Consider the following 15535-nt stretch of genomic DNA (forward strand, 5'->3'; position numbering starts at 1 on the left):
GGGGGACAACTCAGTGGGGCATGGAGTGCCGGAACTCGTACTGGAAACAAACGGACGGACCTGGACGCTCGACCCGTCCAAGAGCTACACCCTCGGACGCGATCCGCAGGTGGACATCGTGTTCGACGACGCCAGAGTGTCCTGGCGGCATGCAACGGTCGGTTTCACCGGACACAGTTGGGTCATCAATGACCACGGCAGTACCAACGGCACCTTCGTGGAGGGCCGGCGGATCCAGCGGACGGAGATCGGTCCGGGCTCGGCCGTGCACCTCGGCAGCGCCGCCGACGGGCCGCTGCTGAGCCTGTCCGGTGCCACGGCCGTGGTCACCCAGCCCGGCCAACAGTCGTACGCGGCACAGGGCGTGGGGGCCGACTGGGCGCGGCAGGCGCCCCCGCCGGAGCGGCAGCAGGCCGACCGGCCGCCGTCGATCCCGCGGCAGCAGGGCGAGAGCCCCGGCGCCGGCGCGGGGGAGCCGCCGGTCTACGGCGAGCGCCCCACCACGATCCACCAGCTGGCGCTCGGCCGCGTGATGCGCATCGGCCGTGCACTGGAGAACGACCTGGTCGTCGCCGACCTCCAGGTCTCCCGCAGACACGCCGAGTTCCACGCGGCGCCCGACGGGCGCACGGAGATCCGCGACCTCGGTTCGCACAACGGCACGTACCTCAACGGCCAGCCGATCGCCAAGGGCAGTTCGGCGCTGCTCGGCCCGAACGACATCGTCGGCGTCGGCCACTCCACCTTCCGGGTCGTCGGCGACCGCCTGGAAGAGTTCGTCGACACCGGTGAGGTCTCCTTCTCGGCGCGCCGTCTGACCGTCACGGTCGACAAGGGCAAGCAGATCCTCAAGGACGTCTCCTTCGGCGTCCCGGAGAAGTCCCTGGTCGCGGTCATCGGGCCCTCGGGCTCGGGAAAGTCGACCCTGCTCAAGGCGCTCACCGGCTACCGGCCCGCCAACCAGGGCGAAGTCCTCTACGACAACCGCAACCTCTACAAGCAGTTCGCCGAGTTGCGCCAGCGCATCGGTCTGGTTCCGCAGGACGACATCCTGCACAAGGAGCTGAGCGTCGCCAAAGCCCTCAAGTACGCGGCCAAGCTGCGCTTTCCGGCCGACACCACGGCGGCCGAGCGCGAGGCCCGGATCGACGAGGTGCTGCGCGAGCTGAAGCTGGACGTCCACAAGGACAAGAAGGTCACCGCTCTCTCCGGCGGCCAGCGCAAGCGCGTGTCGGTGGCCCTGGAACTGCTCACCAAGCCGTCGTTGATCTTCCTGGACGAGCCGACCTCCGGTCTGGACCCGGGCATGGACCGCGATGTGATGCAGTTGCTGCGCGGTCTCGCCGACGACGGCCGGACGATCCTCGTCGTCACCCACTCCGTGGCCGAGCTGGCCCTGTGCGACAAGCTCCTGGTGATGGCCCCGGGCGGGGCCGTGGCCTACTTCGGTCCGCCCGAGGAGGCCCTGAACTTCTTCGGTTACGACACCTGGGCCGACGTCTTCTCCGCCTTCGAGAACTACCGTGACTACGACTGGGCCGGACGCTGGAAGGGTTCGGAGCACTACCAGATCTACGCCGCGGACATCGACGCGGTCGCGCCGCAGGACGCACAGGTGCCGCCGGTGCGGGGGACGAAGGCGTCGAAGCCCAAGGACTGGCTGTCACAGTTCGACACGCTGGTGCGCCGCTACGTCTCCGTGATCGCCTCCGACCGGGGCTTCCTGGCGCTGATGGTGATCCTGCCGGCCGTCCTCGGCGCGGTGAGTATGCTCATCGACGTGGGCAAGGGGCTGCTGCCGTTCCCGCCCACGCCGACCGGTGAGCTGATCCCCAACAGCACCGCCACGACGGTCCTGTTGATCCTCGCGGTGGGCGCCTGTTTCTCGGGCGCGGCGAACTCCGTCCGTGAGCTGATCAAGGAACGGGTCATCTACGAGCGGGAACGTGCGACCGGCCTGTCACGCTCGGCGTACCTGATGTCCAAGGTGTTCGTACTGGGGACGATCACCCTGCTCCAGGGCCTGATGATCGGTGTGATCGGCTTCGTGAACCGGGTGATCCCCGGGCAGGGGCTGCTGCTCGGCAGTGCCACCATGATCGAACTGTCGCTCCCGATCATGGCGCTGGGCTTCAGCTCGATGATGTTCGGCCTGATCATCTCCGCGTTGGTGAAGACGTCCGAGAAGACCATGCCGCTGCTGGTGATGTTCGCGATCGTCCAAGTCGTGTTCACGGGCTGCCTGTTCATCCTGCACGGCTCGGTCGGTGTCAACGAGTTCTCGTATCTGATGCCGTCGCGGTGGGCCGTCGCCGCGGCGGGGACCACGCTGGACCTCAACCGGATCAGCCCGCCCACGACGGCGGGGGAGACCGATCCGTTGTGGGACCACACCGTCAGTGCCTGGGGCATGGACATGGCCGCGCTGATCGCCCTCGGCGTGATCTGCGGCTTCTTCGTGTCCCGCTTTCTGCGGCGGCACGAGCCGGAGGTCATGCGCAAGTAGGCGCCTGTGGGCCCGGAAACGGGCCGAGGGCGGCACCCGGTCTCCGGGTGCCGCCCTCCGGCGTTTCACGAATGAGGCCCGCGCCTACCTCAGTACGCGCTGTTGACGTTGTCGATCGAACCGTACCGGTGGGCCGCGTAGTTGGCGGCGGCGGTGATGTTGGCGACCGGGTTGTAGATGTTCCAGGACGTGCCCTTGACGTGGTAGGCGCTGAAGGTCGGCGGGATGACCTGGAGCAGCCCCTTCGACGGGACGCCGTTGATGGCGTTGATGTCCCAGTTGTTGATGGCGTTCGGGTTGCCGGAGGACTCCCGCATGATGTTGCGGTGCAGCCCGGAGTAGCTGCCCGGGATGCCCTTGGCCCGCATGATGTCGAGGGACTGCCGGATCCAGCCGTCGAGGTTGTTGCGGTAGGTCCGCACGGAGGCCTGCTGGGCGTGGACGCGCTGGACGGAACGGCTCGCGGCCTGCTGGGCGGTGTGCTGCTCGGCGGCGGCCTTCTTCGCCGCGGCATCGGCCTTCTGGCGCGCGGCGGCGTCGGCCTTCTGGCGCGCGGCGGCGGAGTCCAGCTTGGCGTTCCGGCCGGCGAGCTGGTCGGTGACGCTGCCCTTGACGTCCTGGATCGGCTTGTCGCTGTACGCCACCTGGGCGGCGGAAGCGGGGGTTGCGGTGGTGACCGTCTGCGTACTGGGAGAAACCGCGGTGAAGGCTACGGCGGCGACGCCGATGGCGCTGACGCCGGCGATCGCGATCCTGTGCTGTTTGGTCAGCGCAAGATCGTGACCGCGAATGACGATGTTCTTCGGCATGGCAGATGGACCTCTTCGAATAGCGCGGGAGGTCGCTCACTCGTTCTGCGGAGGAATCGGTTCTTCTCCACATGCACACCGCGGGCGAAGAACCCGCGGTGCTGAGCGACGGCAGCCATTCTTAGCGGTCGCAAAAACCTATGGCAAAGATGTGACGTACGATTCGCGATAGTGGATCGGCTAGGGGCAAATCGGGACAGAATGGACCATCTTTCCCTGTCGGGGTAGTCCTATTTGTCTACTATATGCCTTCGTAAGTGATGTGCGTCCTATGTGCGGCGTCACATGGAACCGGTGCTACTCTCACCAATAGTTGCTGGAGCAATGCTCTGTGTGAGGGTTCTCCTCCGGGAGGATGAGGTGCACGTCCCCGAACTCATGCCACAGGTAGAGGCGGTTCAGCGCCGCCTCGTAGCCACGGTCGACCGCCGCCCGCCCCGCGACCGCCTCCAGTATCAGCAGGTGCGAGGCCTCCGGCTCGTGCAGCCCGGTCAGCAGCCCCTCGACGACCCGCACGCCGCGCTCGGGCGTCACCACCAGATCCGTCCACCCCTCGGCCGCCCGCACCAGCCCGTCCAGCCCCGTCGCCGACTCCAGGGCCCGCACCGCCGTCGTACCGACCGCGATCACCCGGCCGCCACGACCGTCCTGCCGTCCACCGCCGTGACCGTCCGGTCGTCCGCCGCCACTGTCAGGCCGTCCGCCACCGCCTTGCGAAGGCAAGGTCCCGCGCCCCGCCCGCACCGCGTTGACCAGCCGCGCCGACGTCTCGGGCACCGCGAACCGCTCCGGGTACGGCGGCTCGTGCGCCTCCGCCGAGGCCACCCCGGTGTGCAGCGTGACCGGCGCGAACAGCACGCCCCGGCTCACCAGCTCCGCCACCACGCCCGCCGTGAAGGGCCGCGCCGCACTCGGCATCTCCGCACTGCCCGTCCCGTCCGGCGTGGGCAACGCGAACACCGTCTGGTACGCCGACAGCGGCTGGTCCCGGTCCGTATAGGAGTAACGGATGGGCCGCCCGTACTCGCGCAGCAGCCCGGTGACCTCCGCCCCGGACACCCGCGCCCACCACAGCCGCAGCCCGCGCTCGCTCAGCGGCTCCTCCAGCACCAGCCGGACGCCACCGGGCAGCCGCACCTCCGCCCCCGCGGGCGTGCCCGCCCGTCCGCCCCCACCACCCAGCCGATGAGTACTTCGCGCCCCGCTCGGATCCCACGCGCGCGTAGTGCCCCTGCCGTCCGGATCCCGCAGCTCGACCGCCCACCGGCCGTCGTCCCCGCGTGTCGAGAAATGCACCACCACGCGCGCGTGCCCGATCCGCCCGTCCACCGCCGCGGCCAGCGTCGGCGACGTGTTCACGACCAGCAGGTCCCCGGCCCGCAGCAGCCGCGGCAGCTCGGCGAACGCATGATGGGCCACCTCGCGGCCGTGCGACACCAGGAGCCGCACCGCGTCCCGCCCCAGCCCCGGGCCGCGCTGCTCGGCCGGCACCCGTGCGGACAGCTCGTCCGGAATCCGCAGCGCGGACCCCATCACGCCCCCAGCAGGGCCGGCGCGCCGTACCGGCCGCTCGCCGGCCGCCGCTCCAGCAGCCGCAGGAAGGCCGGCGCCACCTGGTCCGGCGCGGGCCGCGGACCGTCGTCGTCCGGTACGGCCGCCGCGTACAGGTCCGTCGCCATGTCCCCGGGATCCACCGCCCACACCCGCAGCCCCGGCTCCTCCTCGCCCAGTACCGCCGCGAGCTGGTCCAGCGCGGCCTTCGAGGCCCCGTAGCCGCCCCACGTCGGAGCGGACCGTCGTCGTCCGGTACGGCCGCCGCGTACAGGTCCGTCGCCATGTCCCCGGGATCCACCGCCCACACCCGCAGCCCCGGCTCCTCCTCGCCCAGTACCGCCGCGAGCTGGTCCAGCGCGGCCTTCGAGGCCCCGTAGCCGCCCCACGTCGGATACGCCTCGGCCGCCGCGTCCGAACTGACCACGATCACCGCGCCCGCCGCCGACTCCCGCAACAGCGGCAGCGCCTCCTGGACCAGCCCGAGCGCCGCGACCGCGTTCACCTCCAACGCCCGGCGCAGCCCCGCCAGGGGCAGCTCGGCCAGCCGCACCAGCGGCTCGGCACCCAGCGCGCTCGCATTGCTCACCAGCAGATCGACCCCGCCCAGGGCACGCGCGACAGCCACCAGCTCGGCCCGGTGCCCGGCATCCGTGACATCCCCGGGACGGGCCTGCACGCGCGTGCCGTGCGCGGCGGCCTCCCGCGCCGCCCGTGCGAGGTCCGCCTCACCCCGCGCGTCCAGCACCAGATCCCAGCCGCGGGCGGCCAGCGCCCCGGCGAGCGCCCGCCCCAGCCCCTTCGACGCGCCCGTGATGATCGCTACCGGCATGACAACCCGTCCCCTCGGTCCCGCCCGCCGCCGCCCGGCGAGCGGCTCCCACCGTAGGAACGGCACCCTCCCCGGCGCCTCGGACGCGGGCCGCAGCCCAAAGGGTCCCTTCGGCCTACGTCACCCGGCCGGGCCCCCGACCTACCCCGGCGGGCCTAGGCCCAGCGGCGTAGGCCCGGCCGTCACAGGTCCGATCCACGCTGTCGCACCCCGCCGGTACCGTGAGGACATGAGTCAAGGCCCCCGGTCCGGCCTCGCCGCCGTCAGCTCCGCGCTGCTGGCCATGAGCAGGCATCTTGAGGTGCGCGACGTCCTCAAGACGATCGTCGCCTCCGCCCGCGAACTGCTCGACGCGAAGTACGCCGCCCTCGGCGTCCCCGACGATCACGGCGGCTTCGCCCAGTTCGTGGTCGACGGCGTCACCGACGCCCAGTGGAAAGCCATCGGCCCGCTCCCGCGCCAGCACGGCATCCTGGCCGCGATGCTGCACGAGGCCACCCCGGTGCGCCTCGCGGACGTCCGCAAGGACCCGCGCTTCGAGGGCTGGCCGGCCGCCCACCCCGAGCTGTCCGACTTCCTCGGCCTGCCGATCCGCGACGGGGACGAGGTCCTCGGCGCGCTGTTCCTCGCCAACAAGCGGCGCCCCCAGAAAGGGCAGCCGCACAGCGGTGGGTACGACCGGGACCGCGGTTTCACCCAGGCGGACGAGGAACTGCTCGCCATCCTCGCCCAGCACGCCGCGATCGCCCTCACCAACGCCCGCCTCTACGAACGCAGCCGCGAACTGACCATCGCCGAGGAACGCTCCCGGCTCGCCCACGAACTGCACGACGCGGTCAGCCAGAAGCTCTTCTCGCTGCGCCTGACCGCCCAGGCGGCGGCCGCGCTCGTCGACCGCGACCCGCCGCGCGCCAAGGGCGAACTGCAACAGGTGGCCGCGCTCGCCGCGGAGGCGGTCGACGAGTTGCGCGCCGCCGTCGTCGAGCTGCGCCCCGCGGCCCTCGACGAGGACGGCCTGGTCGCCACCCTGCGCACCCAGATCCAGGTCCTCGACCGGGCCCACACCGCGCGCGTGACGTTCGCGAGCACCGGCTTCCGCGCCCTGCCCGCCGCGCAGGAGGAGGCCCTGCTGCGGGTCGCCCAGGAGGCCCTGCACAACGCCCTGCGGCACTCCGGAGGCGCGCACGTCGCCGTGACCGTGGACCGGCGCGGCTGCGGAGCCGTGCTGCGCGTCACCGACGACGGCGGCGGCTTCGACCCCGGATCCGTGCACCGCGCGGGGCGTCACCTGGGCCTGGTCTCCATGCGCGACCGGGCGAGCGGCGTCGGCGGCACGCTGACGGTGGAATCGGCGCCCGGCAAGGGCACCACGATCGAGCTGGAGGTCCCCGGTGGCTGACGCAATCAGAGTGCTGCTCGTGGACGACCACCAGGTCGTCCGCCGCGGCCTGCGCACCTTCCTCGAAGTGCAGGACGACATCGAGGTCGTGGGCGAGGCCGCCGACGGCGCCGAAGGGGTCGCCCGCGCCGAGGAACTGCGCCCCGACGTCGTCCTGATGGACGTCAAGATGCCGGGCCTGGACGGCATCGACGCGCTGCGCAGGCTCCGGGAACTGGGCAACCCCGCGCGCGTGCTGATCGTCACCAGCTTCACCGAGCAGCGCACGGTGGTCCCGGCCCTGCGCGCCGGCGCCGCCGGATACGTCTACAAGGACGTGGACCCCGACGCCCTCGCCGGCGCCATCCGCTCCGTGCACGCCGGACACGTCCTGCTCCAGCCGGAGGTGGCCGGCGCGCTGCTCTCCCAGGAGGAGGCCAACTCCGGCCAGGGCCGCGGCGGTTCGCTCACCGACCGGGAACGCGAGGTGCTGGGCCTGATAGCCGACGGCCGCTCCAACCGGGAGATCGCACGCGCCCTGGTCCTGTCCGAGAAGACCGTCAAGACACACGTCTCGAACATCCTGATGAAACTGGACCTCGCGGACCGCACCCAGGCCGCCCTATGGGCCGTTCGACACGGCGTGACCGGCTGAAACGCCTGCCACGCCCCATGGCCCCCGGTAACCCGGAAGGTTCCCTTCCGGGCTGAGATTCATACCGTCGTGGGAATGTCACCCGGATGGCGCACCCTCGACGCGGCTCCGGCGTTCTCCTTGCATGCCGCGGCGACTTGCCGCGGCGATCGCCAAGGAGGGCTTTAGAAGTGAAGAACCTGAAGAAGGCAGCGGCCGTGACGATGGTGGCGGGTGGCCTGGTGGCCGCCGGCGCCGGGATGGCCTCCGCCACCGACGGCTCGGCGGCCGGCGGCAAGGCCGAGCACTCCCCGGGCGTCGTCTCCGGGAACGTCATCCAGGCCCCCGTGCACATCCCGGTGAACGCGGTCGGCAACAGTGTGAACGTCATCGGTGTGCTGAACCCCGCCTTCGGCAACCTCGGCCTCAACCACTGACGCTCCGCCGTACGGCGACAGCGGTCTCCGGCCTTCCGGGAACCCCCGGGAGGCCGGTCCGCTTTTCGTTCCAATGGTCCGATCAGGCTGTCGATCGTGCCGTTCCGTACCGCCCGGACCCCTCCGGCGTTGATCAGAACGCGACCCACGCCGGGTCGGATACGCACACGCAGGAGGAAAGTTTTCTATGAACATCGCCAAGAAGGCCGCCGTAGCCATGGCCGTCGCCGGTATCGCCACGGGCGCTTCGGCGGTCGCGGCCTTCGCCGACTCGGACGCCTCGGGCGTTGCCGCGCACTCCCCGGGTGTCGCCTCGGGCAACGTGGCCGAGATCCCCGTGCACGTCCCGGTGAACGCGGTCGGTGACAGCGTCAACGTGGTCGGTCTGCTGAACCCGGCGTTCGGCAACGAGGCCGAGAACGACTGAACGGACTGAACCGAGCGGACCGACCAGGGCCCCGCCGGCCGACGACGGCCGCGAGCGGGGCCCGTCGACCGGACCGCACACAACGGACGGCCGCCCGGCCGCAGCCGACCGCCGTCCGCGGACCGTCCGGCTGGCCCAGCCAGCCGGACGTACCGCCGAACGAAACGGACGGGCGGAGCGGCCGGGGCGAAACAGCCGATCAGGCGGACCAGCCGAACCAGTTGATCAGTCGGACCGGCCCACCAGGCAGAACGCCCGCCGCACCGGGCAGGAGCCCCGCGGATGCGGCCCGCAGCGGCCGGGTGCGACCACCGGTCACCGTGGGCCGCACCCCTCGCCCATGGTTCTCCCCGCCCGGCGCTCCCCGCGCTACCGCACCCCTCGCTCCCGCTCCTCCACAACGGAGTTGTACGCCGCGACCTGCGCGCGCCGGGCCGTCCGCGCCACCGGACGCAGCGCGTCGCCCCGTGCCGTCATCTCCGACGCGCTGACCGCCCCGCCGTGTCCATTCTCACAGGCCAGCGACACCAGCAGAGCCACCCGCTCCGCCAGTTCCAGCACCCGTACCGCCCGCGGCGGGTACCCCGGCGCCAGCACCTCATGCCCCCGCTCGGCACGCGCCCGGTAGGCGTCGATCGCCGCCTCGGCCACCGGGCCCGAACCGGCGACGTCCAGCCGGGACAGCACGTCCGTCGCCTCCCGCAGCGCCTCCGCGAGCTCCCGCTCCGCCTCGCCCAGCGACGGCACGTCGGCGGGCGGTGCCTCCCGCACCGGCAGACAGCGCCAGATCACCTCGACATGGACATCGCCGTCCGGCCCCGCCTCGTACACCTCGGGCACCAGCCCGAACGCGGCGCCCTGACACACCACCGCCTCCTCGGCCTCCAGCGCCCGCGCGTTGAACTCGGGCGGCCCGCTCAGCCCCAGTGGATGCCCGGGCTGTGGCAGGGCCACCCGCAGGCCCGTCGCCCCCAGCGTCCGCAGCCGCCCCAGCCCGAGCGTGAGGCCGACCGGCGCCGGCTCGCCCGGCAGCCCCTCCAGCCGGTGCACCGCGTCCTTGCCCACGATGGCGTCCACAGCGTCATCCGGCGCGACAAGTCCGGCCAAAAGGGCATTTCCCCAAGCGGTAAGGCGTCCTGAACGTGGTTCCGAGAGCATGCCCCCACCCTAAGGACAGGACCGATGGAATGGACCGCGGCACCGGTGGCGTAGATTTTCGTAGGGGCTGCGCCCACCGGCGCGGCGGACCGAGCCACTGGTGACCGCGACAGCGCCGAGACCGGCCACGATGCAAGGGGAGACTACGCGCTCATGAGCGATGTTCTGGAACTTCAGGACGTATCGGTGGTCCGTGAGGGCCGGGCCCTGCTGGACCAGGTCTCCTGGTCGGTCAAGGAGGGCGAGCGCTGGGTCATCCTCGGCCCCAACGGCGCCGGCAAGACCACCCTGCTGAACGTCGCCTCCAGCTACCTCTTCCCCAGCAGCGGCACCGCGAGCATCCTCGGCGAGACCCTCGGCAAGCCCGGCACGGACGTCTTCGAACTGCGCCCGCGCGTCGGTGTGGCCGGCGTCGCCATGACCGAGAAGCTCCCCAAGCGCCAGACCGTCCTGCAGACCGTGCTGACCGCCGCCTACGGCATGACGGCCCACTGGCAGGAGGACTACGAGGAGGTCGACGAGCAGCGCGCCCGCGCCTTCCTGGACCGCCTCGGCATGAGCGACTACCTCGACCGGAAGTTCGGCACGCTCTCCGAGGGCGAGCGCAAGCGCACCCTGATCGCCCGCGCCCTGATGACCGACCCCGAACTCCTCCTCCTCGACGAGCCCGCCGCGGGACTCGACCTCGGCGGGCGCGAGGACCTGGTCCGCCGCCTCGGCCGGCTCGCCCGCGACCCCATCGCCCCCTCCATGATCATGGTCACCCACCACGTCGAGGAGATCGCCCCCGGCTTCACCCACGTCCTCATGATCCGCCAGGGCAAGGTCCTGGCCGCCGGACCGCTGGAGCTGGAACTGACCTCCCGCAACCTTTCCCGCTGCTTCGGCCTCCCGCTCGTCGTCGAGCAGGTCGGCGAGCGCTGGACCGCCCAGGGCCTGCCGCTGTCCTGACCCCCTTTGCACCCTGTCCGTGGCAGGAGCGCGGCTCTACCATGACCACGTGGACAACATCGACGCATGGGTCTGGTGGCTGATCGGGGCGGCGGCGCTCGGTATCCCGCTCGTGATCACCGCGATGCCGGAGTTCGGCATGCTCGCGGTGGGCGCCATCGCCGCGGCGGTGCTCGCCGGCCTCGGCTTCGACGTCGTGATCCAGGTGCTCGCCTTCCTCATCGTCTCGGTCGCCCTCATCGCCGTCGTACGGCCCATCGCGGCCCGGCACAGCCGGCAGCGCCCCGAACTCCGCACCGGCGTGGACGCCTTGAAGGGCAAGCAGGCCGTCGTACTGGAACGCGTCGACGGCGCCGGCGGACGGATCAAGCTCGCCGGAGAGATCTGGTCGGCGCGCGCGCTCGACGCCGGCCAGGCGTACGAAGTGGGGCAGGAAGTGGACGTCGTGGAGATCGAGGGGGCCACGGCGATCGTCATCTGACCTTGCGGCACCCAACTGCATGGAACAGGCCACGAGTTGTCCGGCAGTCTGCCAGACTCGACCAGCAAGATCTTCAACAACATAAGATCTTCCGAAAGCGCCGAGGCGGAGAAGGGTACAGGAAGCGACGATGGAACCGGTCATCATCGTCTTGATCATTCTGGTGGTGTTGGTCTTCATCGCCCTGATCAAGACGATCCAAGTCATCCCACAGGCCAGCGCGGCCATCGTCGAGCGCTTCGGCCGCTACACACGAACGCTGAACGCGGGCCTCAACATCGTCGTCCCGTTCATCGACACCATTCGCAACCGCATCGACCTGCGTGAACAGGTCGTCCCGTTCCCGCCGCAGCCGGTGATCACCCAGGACAACCTGGTCGTGAACATCGACACCGTCATCTACTACCAGGTGACCGACGCACGGGCCGCCACCTACGAGGTCGCCAGCTACATCCAGGCCATCGAACAGCTCACCGTCACCACGCTGCGCAACATCATCGGTGGCATGGACCTGGAACGCACCCTGACCTCCCGCGAGGAGATCAACGCGGCCCTGCGCGGCGTCCTCGACGAGGCCACCGGCAAGTGGGGCATCCGCGTCAACCGCGTCGAACTGAAGGCCATCGAGCCGCCGACCTCCATCCAGGACTCGATGGAGAAGCAGATGCGCGCCGACCGTGACAAGCGCGCGGCGATCCTCACCGCGGAAGGCACCCGCCAGGCCGCCATCCTCACCGCCGAGGGTGAGAAACAGTCCCAGATCCTGCGTGCGGAAGGCGAGGCCAAGGCCGCTGCCCTGCGTGCCGAAGGTGAGGCCCAGGCCGTCCGCACCGTGTTCGAGGCGATCCACGCCGGCGACCCGGACCAGAAGCTCCTGTCCTACCAGTACCTCCAGATGCTCCCGAAGATCGCCGAGGGCGACGCGAACAAGCTCTGGATCGTCCCCAGCGAGATCGGCGACGCCCTCAAGGGCCTGTCCGGCGCCGTCGGCAACTTCGGCCCGCTGGCGGGCGGTCCGGGAGGCGGCGGCTCGTCGGGCAACGGCGGGAAGACGGAGCGCCGGGAGAAGCCCCAGATCGACTGACGCCCGCAGCCACGACAACGCAAGGTTCCCCGCACCCCTCGAAGGGCGCGGGGAACCTTGCGTTCGGCCCCACACGACCGGCAGACGGCCGGACAGCGAAACAGATGGGCGGCGAGACGGCCCGAGCCCGGCGGACGCCCGCTAGGCCGCGTCCCGCGCCAGCCACTCCGGAAGCGCCTCGAACTCCTCGGCCCCCAGCGCCAGCAGCATCGCATCGGCCGGCGTCGGCTCGAACGGCTCCCGCAGCAGCGCCATCCCCGCCTGCTCGGGAGTCCGGTCGGCCTTACGGTGATTGTCCTCGGCGCACGACGCCACCGTGTTCAGCCAGGTGTCCTGCCCGCCCCGCGACCGCGGCACCACGTGGTCCACGGTCGTCGCCCGCCGCCCGCAGTAGGCGCAGCGGTGCCGGTCCCGCACCAGCACACCGCGCCTCGACCACGGCGCCTGTCTCCGGAAGGGCACCCGTACATACCTGCACAGTCTGATCACCCGAGGCGCAGGTACGTCCACATCGGCGCCCCGCATGCGCAGTTCGGGATGGGCCTGCTCGACCACGGCCTTGTCCTGGAGCACCAGCACGACGGCTCGGTTCAGCGTCACCGTCGACAGCGGCTCGAAGCTCGCGTTGAGCACCAGCGTGTCCCGCATCCAGCCCACCTCCCGTGCGCACCGCCCACCCCCCGGCGGGCGTGGATCAACTCTGGACGGGCACGCCGAGATGGACAACGCAATAAAAATGCCCGCCCCCGATCACTTCCAGGACCGGGAGCGGGCAAACGTTCCGTGAACGCTCGGCTTGTTCGGCGGCGAGCCGGATCAGCCCTCCGCGGGATTCTCGTACTCGCCCACGAGCTGGGCGCGCGCCGTGGTGTGGAACCGCAGATTGAAGCCGACGACGGCGGGGGAGACGTCGGAGTCCGGACCGAGCTTCTCCTGGTCCACCGCGTACACCGTGAAGACGTACCGGTGCGGGCCGTCCCCGGGCGGCGGCGCGGCGCCCCCGAAGTCCTTCGTCCCGTAGTCGTTGCGCACCTGCACCGCACCCTCGGGCAGACCCGCGAAGTCGCCGCTGCCCGCACCGGCGGGCAGCTCGGTCACCGAGACCGGGATGTCGAACACCGTCCAGTGCCAGAACCCGCTGCCCGTCGGCGCGTCCGGGTCGTAGCACGTCACGGCGAAGCTCTTGGTCTCGGGCGGGAAGCCCTCCCACCGCAGCTGCGGTGAGGTGTTGCCGGCCGCGTAGACCTGAGCGTCCTTGAGCGTCACACCCTCCTGGACGTCCTCACTCGTCACCGTGAACGACGGCACGGGCGGGTGGAAGTCATGGGGGAGCGGCCGCCGGTTGAGCTCGGACACCTCGGTACCTCCTGATCCGTTCCTGCTGAGGAACCCGAGCCTAGAACCAGTTCCGCCTGCTCCCGACCTCGGCCAGCCACTGATTGAGATACGCCGCCCAATCGGTCCCGTGGAAGTCGTGCAGCCCCACCTGGAAGGACCGGAAGGTGTCGCTGCCCTCGGTGAACAGTCCGCCCTTCTTGTCCATTTCGAGGATGACGTCCATGCCGTGCCCGTCGGCCACGAAGCTCAGCTCGACCTGGTTCAGCCCGTGGTACTGGGACGGCGGGTGGAACTCGATCTCCTGGTAGAACGGCAGCTGCTGCCGCGTGCCGCGGATGTGACCGCGCTCCATGTCCGCGTTCTTGAAACGGAATCCCAGCTGGATGAACGCGTCCAGGATCGCCTTCTGCGCCGGCATCGGGTGCACATTGACCGGGTCGAGGTCGCCCGAGTCCACCGCGCGGGCGATCTCCAGCTCGGTCGTCACCCCGATGTGCATCCCGCGCAGCGCCTGCCCGTCGATCATCGTGATCGGCGTCTCCCACGGGATCTCAAGACCGAACGGCACCGCGTGCACGGCCCCGGCCTGCAGCTCGAACGCGCCGCCGAGCCGCACCTTGGCGAACTCGATGTTCTGCTTGTACTCCTGGTCACCGCTCTCCACCTCGACCTGCGCCTGCAGGCCGACGCACAGCCCCTGAATGTCCTGGTTCACGGATCCGCCCTGAATCCGCACCTCACCCTGGACGACGCCGCCCGGCACGACGTTTTCCTCGGTGAGCACCGTCTCGACCGAAGCCCCGCCGGCCCCCAGACTCGCGAGCAGCTTCCTGAACGCCATGACTCTCCCTTTACGAACGGACCCTTGATCCCTACAAACGCGATCCGGGCACAGCCGGTTCCGCGCCACACCTTGGCAACCGGGGCATCCTTTGACCACCCTTTGGGGCGCACCCGACTGGACTAGGCTCGTAGCCCATGATCGTGCCCCCGGACCGTACGCCGCTCCCCAGGAGCTTCTTCGACCGCCCCGTGCTGGAGGTGGCTCCGGACCTTGTCGGGCGCGTCCTGGTACGGACGACTCCGGACGGCCCGATCGCGGTGCGCCTGACGGAGGTCGAGGCGTACGACGGCCCGAACGACCCGGGCTCGCACGCCTATCGCGGCCGCACCCCCCGCAACGACGTGATGTTCGGCGCGCCCGGTCACGTGTACGTCTACTTCACCTACGGCATGTGGCACTGCATGAACCTCGTCTGCGGCCCCGTGGGGAAGGCGAGTGCCGTGCTGCTCCGTGCCGGCGAGGTCGTCGAAGGCGTCGAGCTGGCACGTAAACGTCGACTGTCAGCCCGAAATGACAAAGAACTGGCCAAAGGGCCGGCCCGTCTGGCCACGGCACTGGGCGTGGACCGTGCCCTGGACGGCACGGACGCCTGCGCCTCCGGCGAGACACCGCTGCGAGTGGTGACCGGTACTCCCGTCCCCTCCGACCAGGTACGCAACGGCCCGCGCACCGGGGTCTCCGGTGACGGCGGCGTCCACCCGTGGCGCTTCTGGATCGCCAACGACCCGACGGTGAGCCCTTATCGGGCCCATGTCCCCAGGCGCCGCTCAAGTTGACGCGTCCCTGGAGGGTGCGTAATGTAGCCCGAGCCGCTTGAACCGGGTACGGCATTCGCCAGCAGCCGGAAGCGGTCAACCCACTACTGCGACACCCCTCAGCGAGGGACAATTCAGCATGTCTTCATGCCCGAATTCTGGAACTCGCAAAGCTCGATTATGAACTACCGAGGGAGTCGGCTAAAGTAGTGAACGTCGAAAGGCCCCGCCGACCGGGAATCGGATCCGAAAGGATCTGATAGAGTCGGAAACACCGAAGGGAAGCGCCCGGAGGAAAGCCCGAGAGGGTGAGTACGAAGGAAGCGTCCGTTCCTTGAGAACTCAACAGC

15 protein-coding genes and 2 pseudogenes are annotated in these 15535 nt (G+C 70.3%); 9 read left to right on the plus strand and 8 right to left on the minus strand.

Going from position 1 to position 15535, the window contains the following annotated elements; translation table 11 throughout:
• Window positions 1-25: 25 nt before the first annotated feature.
• Window positions 26-2506 carry an FHA domain-containing protein gene (locus tag ACFY2B_RS30015; RefSeq protein ID WP_390766199.1) on the plus strand — a complete coding sequence of 827 codons (2481 nt, stop codon included), beginning with the start codon at window positions 26-28 and terminating at the stop codon, window positions 2504-2506.
• 89 nt (window positions 2507-2595) lie between these two features.
• Here ACFY2B_RS30015 and ACFY2B_RS30020 read toward each other — a convergent pair whose 3' ends face one another.
• The 4 genes and pseudogenes from ACFY2B_RS30020 to ACFY2B_RS30035 form a co-directional block, all read right to left on the minus strand.
• A complete protein-coding gene (locus ACFY2B_RS30020; protein ID WP_390766200.1) occupies window positions 2596-3315 on the minus strand; it encodes a transglycosylase SLT domain-containing protein in 720 nt (239 codons plus the stop codon).
• A 303-nt stretch (window positions 3316-3618) separates the two neighbouring features.
• Window positions 3619-4848, minus strand: a complete 1230-nt coding sequence (locus ACFY2B_RS30025) for an S-adenosylmethionine:tRNA ribosyltransferase-isomerase (RefSeq protein ID WP_390766201.1) — start codon at window positions 4846-4848, stop codon at window positions 3619-3621.
• A pseudogene (locus tag ACFY2B_RS30030) lies at window positions 4848-5099 on the minus strand (short-chain dehydrogenase); the annotation flags it as partial. The pseudogene ACFY2B_RS30030 and the gene ACFY2B_RS30025, both read right to left, overlap by 1 nt.
• Before the next feature lie 6 nt (window positions 5100-5105).
• A pseudogene (locus ACFY2B_RS30035) lies at window positions 5106-5698 on the minus strand (SDR family NAD(P)-dependent oxidoreductase); the annotation flags it as partial.
• Window positions 5699-5927: 229 nt separating this feature from the next.
• On the opposite strand from ACFY2B_RS30035, the gene ACFY2B_RS30040 reads away from it, so the two are divergent.
• The 4 genes from ACFY2B_RS30040 to ACFY2B_RS30055 all read left to right on the plus strand — a co-directional run bounded on the left by ACFY2B_RS30040 (window position 5928) and on the right by ACFY2B_RS30055 (window position 8574).
• Entirely contained in the window at window positions 5928-7097 is a 1170-nt protein-coding gene (locus ACFY2B_RS30040; RefSeq protein WP_390766202.1) for a GAF domain-containing sensor histidine kinase, read from the plus strand.
• Complete coding sequence (locus ACFY2B_RS30045) at window positions 7090-7731, plus strand: response regulator (RefSeq protein ID WP_390766203.1); 642 nt, start codon at window positions 7090-7092, stop codon at window positions 7729-7731. Before ACFY2B_RS30040 ends, ACFY2B_RS30045 begins: the two co-directional genes overlap by 8 nt.
• A 170-nt stretch (window positions 7732-7901) precedes the next feature.
• Window positions 7902-8147: a chaplin ChpE gene (gene chpE / locus ACFY2B_RS30050; RefSeq protein ID WP_376531904.1), complete on the plus strand. Its 246-nt coding sequence runs from the start codon at window positions 7902-7904 to the stop codon at window positions 8145-8147.
• Window positions 8148-8334: 187 nt separating this feature from the next.
• Entirely contained in the window at window positions 8335-8574 is a 240-nt protein-coding gene (locus ACFY2B_RS30055) for a chaplin (RefSeq protein ID WP_390766204.1), read from the plus strand.
• Window positions 8575-8943: 369 nt separating this feature from the next.
• Here the strand turns inward: ACFY2B_RS30055 and ACFY2B_RS30060 are convergent, their stop codons facing one another.
• Window positions 8944-9732, minus strand: coding sequence for a hypothetical protein (locus tag ACFY2B_RS30060; protein WP_390766205.1), 789 nt, complete (start codon window positions 9730-9732; stop codon window positions 8944-8946).
• Window positions 9733-9885: 153 nt separating this feature from the next.
• Between ACFY2B_RS30060 and ACFY2B_RS30065 the strand changes: the two genes are divergently transcribed.
• The 3 genes from ACFY2B_RS30065 (at window position 9886) to ACFY2B_RS30075 (ending at window position 12248) form a co-directional block, all read left to right on the plus strand.
• Window positions 9886-10683, plus strand: a complete 798-nt coding sequence (locus tag ACFY2B_RS30065) for an ABC transporter ATP-binding protein (protein WP_390766206.1) — start codon at window positions 9886-9888, stop codon at window positions 10681-10683.
• 49 nt (window positions 10684-10732) lie between these two features.
• Window positions 10733-11164, plus strand: a complete 432-nt coding sequence (locus ACFY2B_RS30070) for an NfeD family protein (protein ID WP_376531912.1) — start codon at window positions 10733-10735, stop codon at window positions 11162-11164.
• Between the two features lie 130 nt (window positions 11165-11294).
• A complete protein-coding gene (locus ACFY2B_RS30075; protein WP_390766207.1) occupies window positions 11295-12248 on the plus strand; it encodes an SPFH domain-containing protein in 954 nt (317 codons plus the stop codon).
• Between the two features lie 141 nt (window positions 12249-12389).
• Here ACFY2B_RS30075 and ACFY2B_RS30080 read toward each other — a convergent pair whose 3' ends face one another.
• From ACFY2B_RS30080 to ACFY2B_RS30090, 3 genes are all read right to left on the minus strand, one after another.
• Complete coding sequence (locus ACFY2B_RS30080; RefSeq protein WP_390766208.1) at window positions 12390-12896, minus strand: HNH endonuclease; 507 nt, start codon at window positions 12894-12896, stop codon at window positions 12390-12392.
• A gap of 168 nt (window positions 12897-13064) precedes the next feature.
• Window positions 13065-13604, minus strand: a complete 540-nt coding sequence (locus tag ACFY2B_RS30085; RefSeq protein ID WP_390766209.1) for a YbhB/YbcL family Raf kinase inhibitor-like protein — start codon at window positions 13602-13604, stop codon at window positions 13065-13067.
• A 40-nt stretch (window positions 13605-13644) separates the two neighbouring features.
• Window positions 13645-14427: a sporulation protein gene (locus ACFY2B_RS30090; protein ID WP_390766210.1), complete on the minus strand. Its 783-nt coding sequence runs from the start codon at window positions 14425-14427 to the stop codon at window positions 13645-13647.
• A 137-nt stretch (window positions 14428-14564) separates the two neighbouring features.
• Between ACFY2B_RS30090 and ACFY2B_RS30095 the strand changes: the two genes are divergently transcribed.
• Complete coding sequence (locus ACFY2B_RS30095; protein WP_390766211.1) at window positions 14565-15206, plus strand: DNA-3-methyladenine glycosylase; 642 nt, start codon at window positions 14565-14567, stop codon at window positions 15204-15206.
• The last annotated feature ends 329 nt before the right edge of the window (window positions 15207-15535 follow it).

Origin of the sequence: Streptomyces sp. NPDC001270 (assembly GCF_042896695.1) — a bacterium.
Classification (GTDB): Bacteria; Actinomycetota; Actinomycetes; order Streptomycetales; family Streptomycetaceae; genus Streptomyces.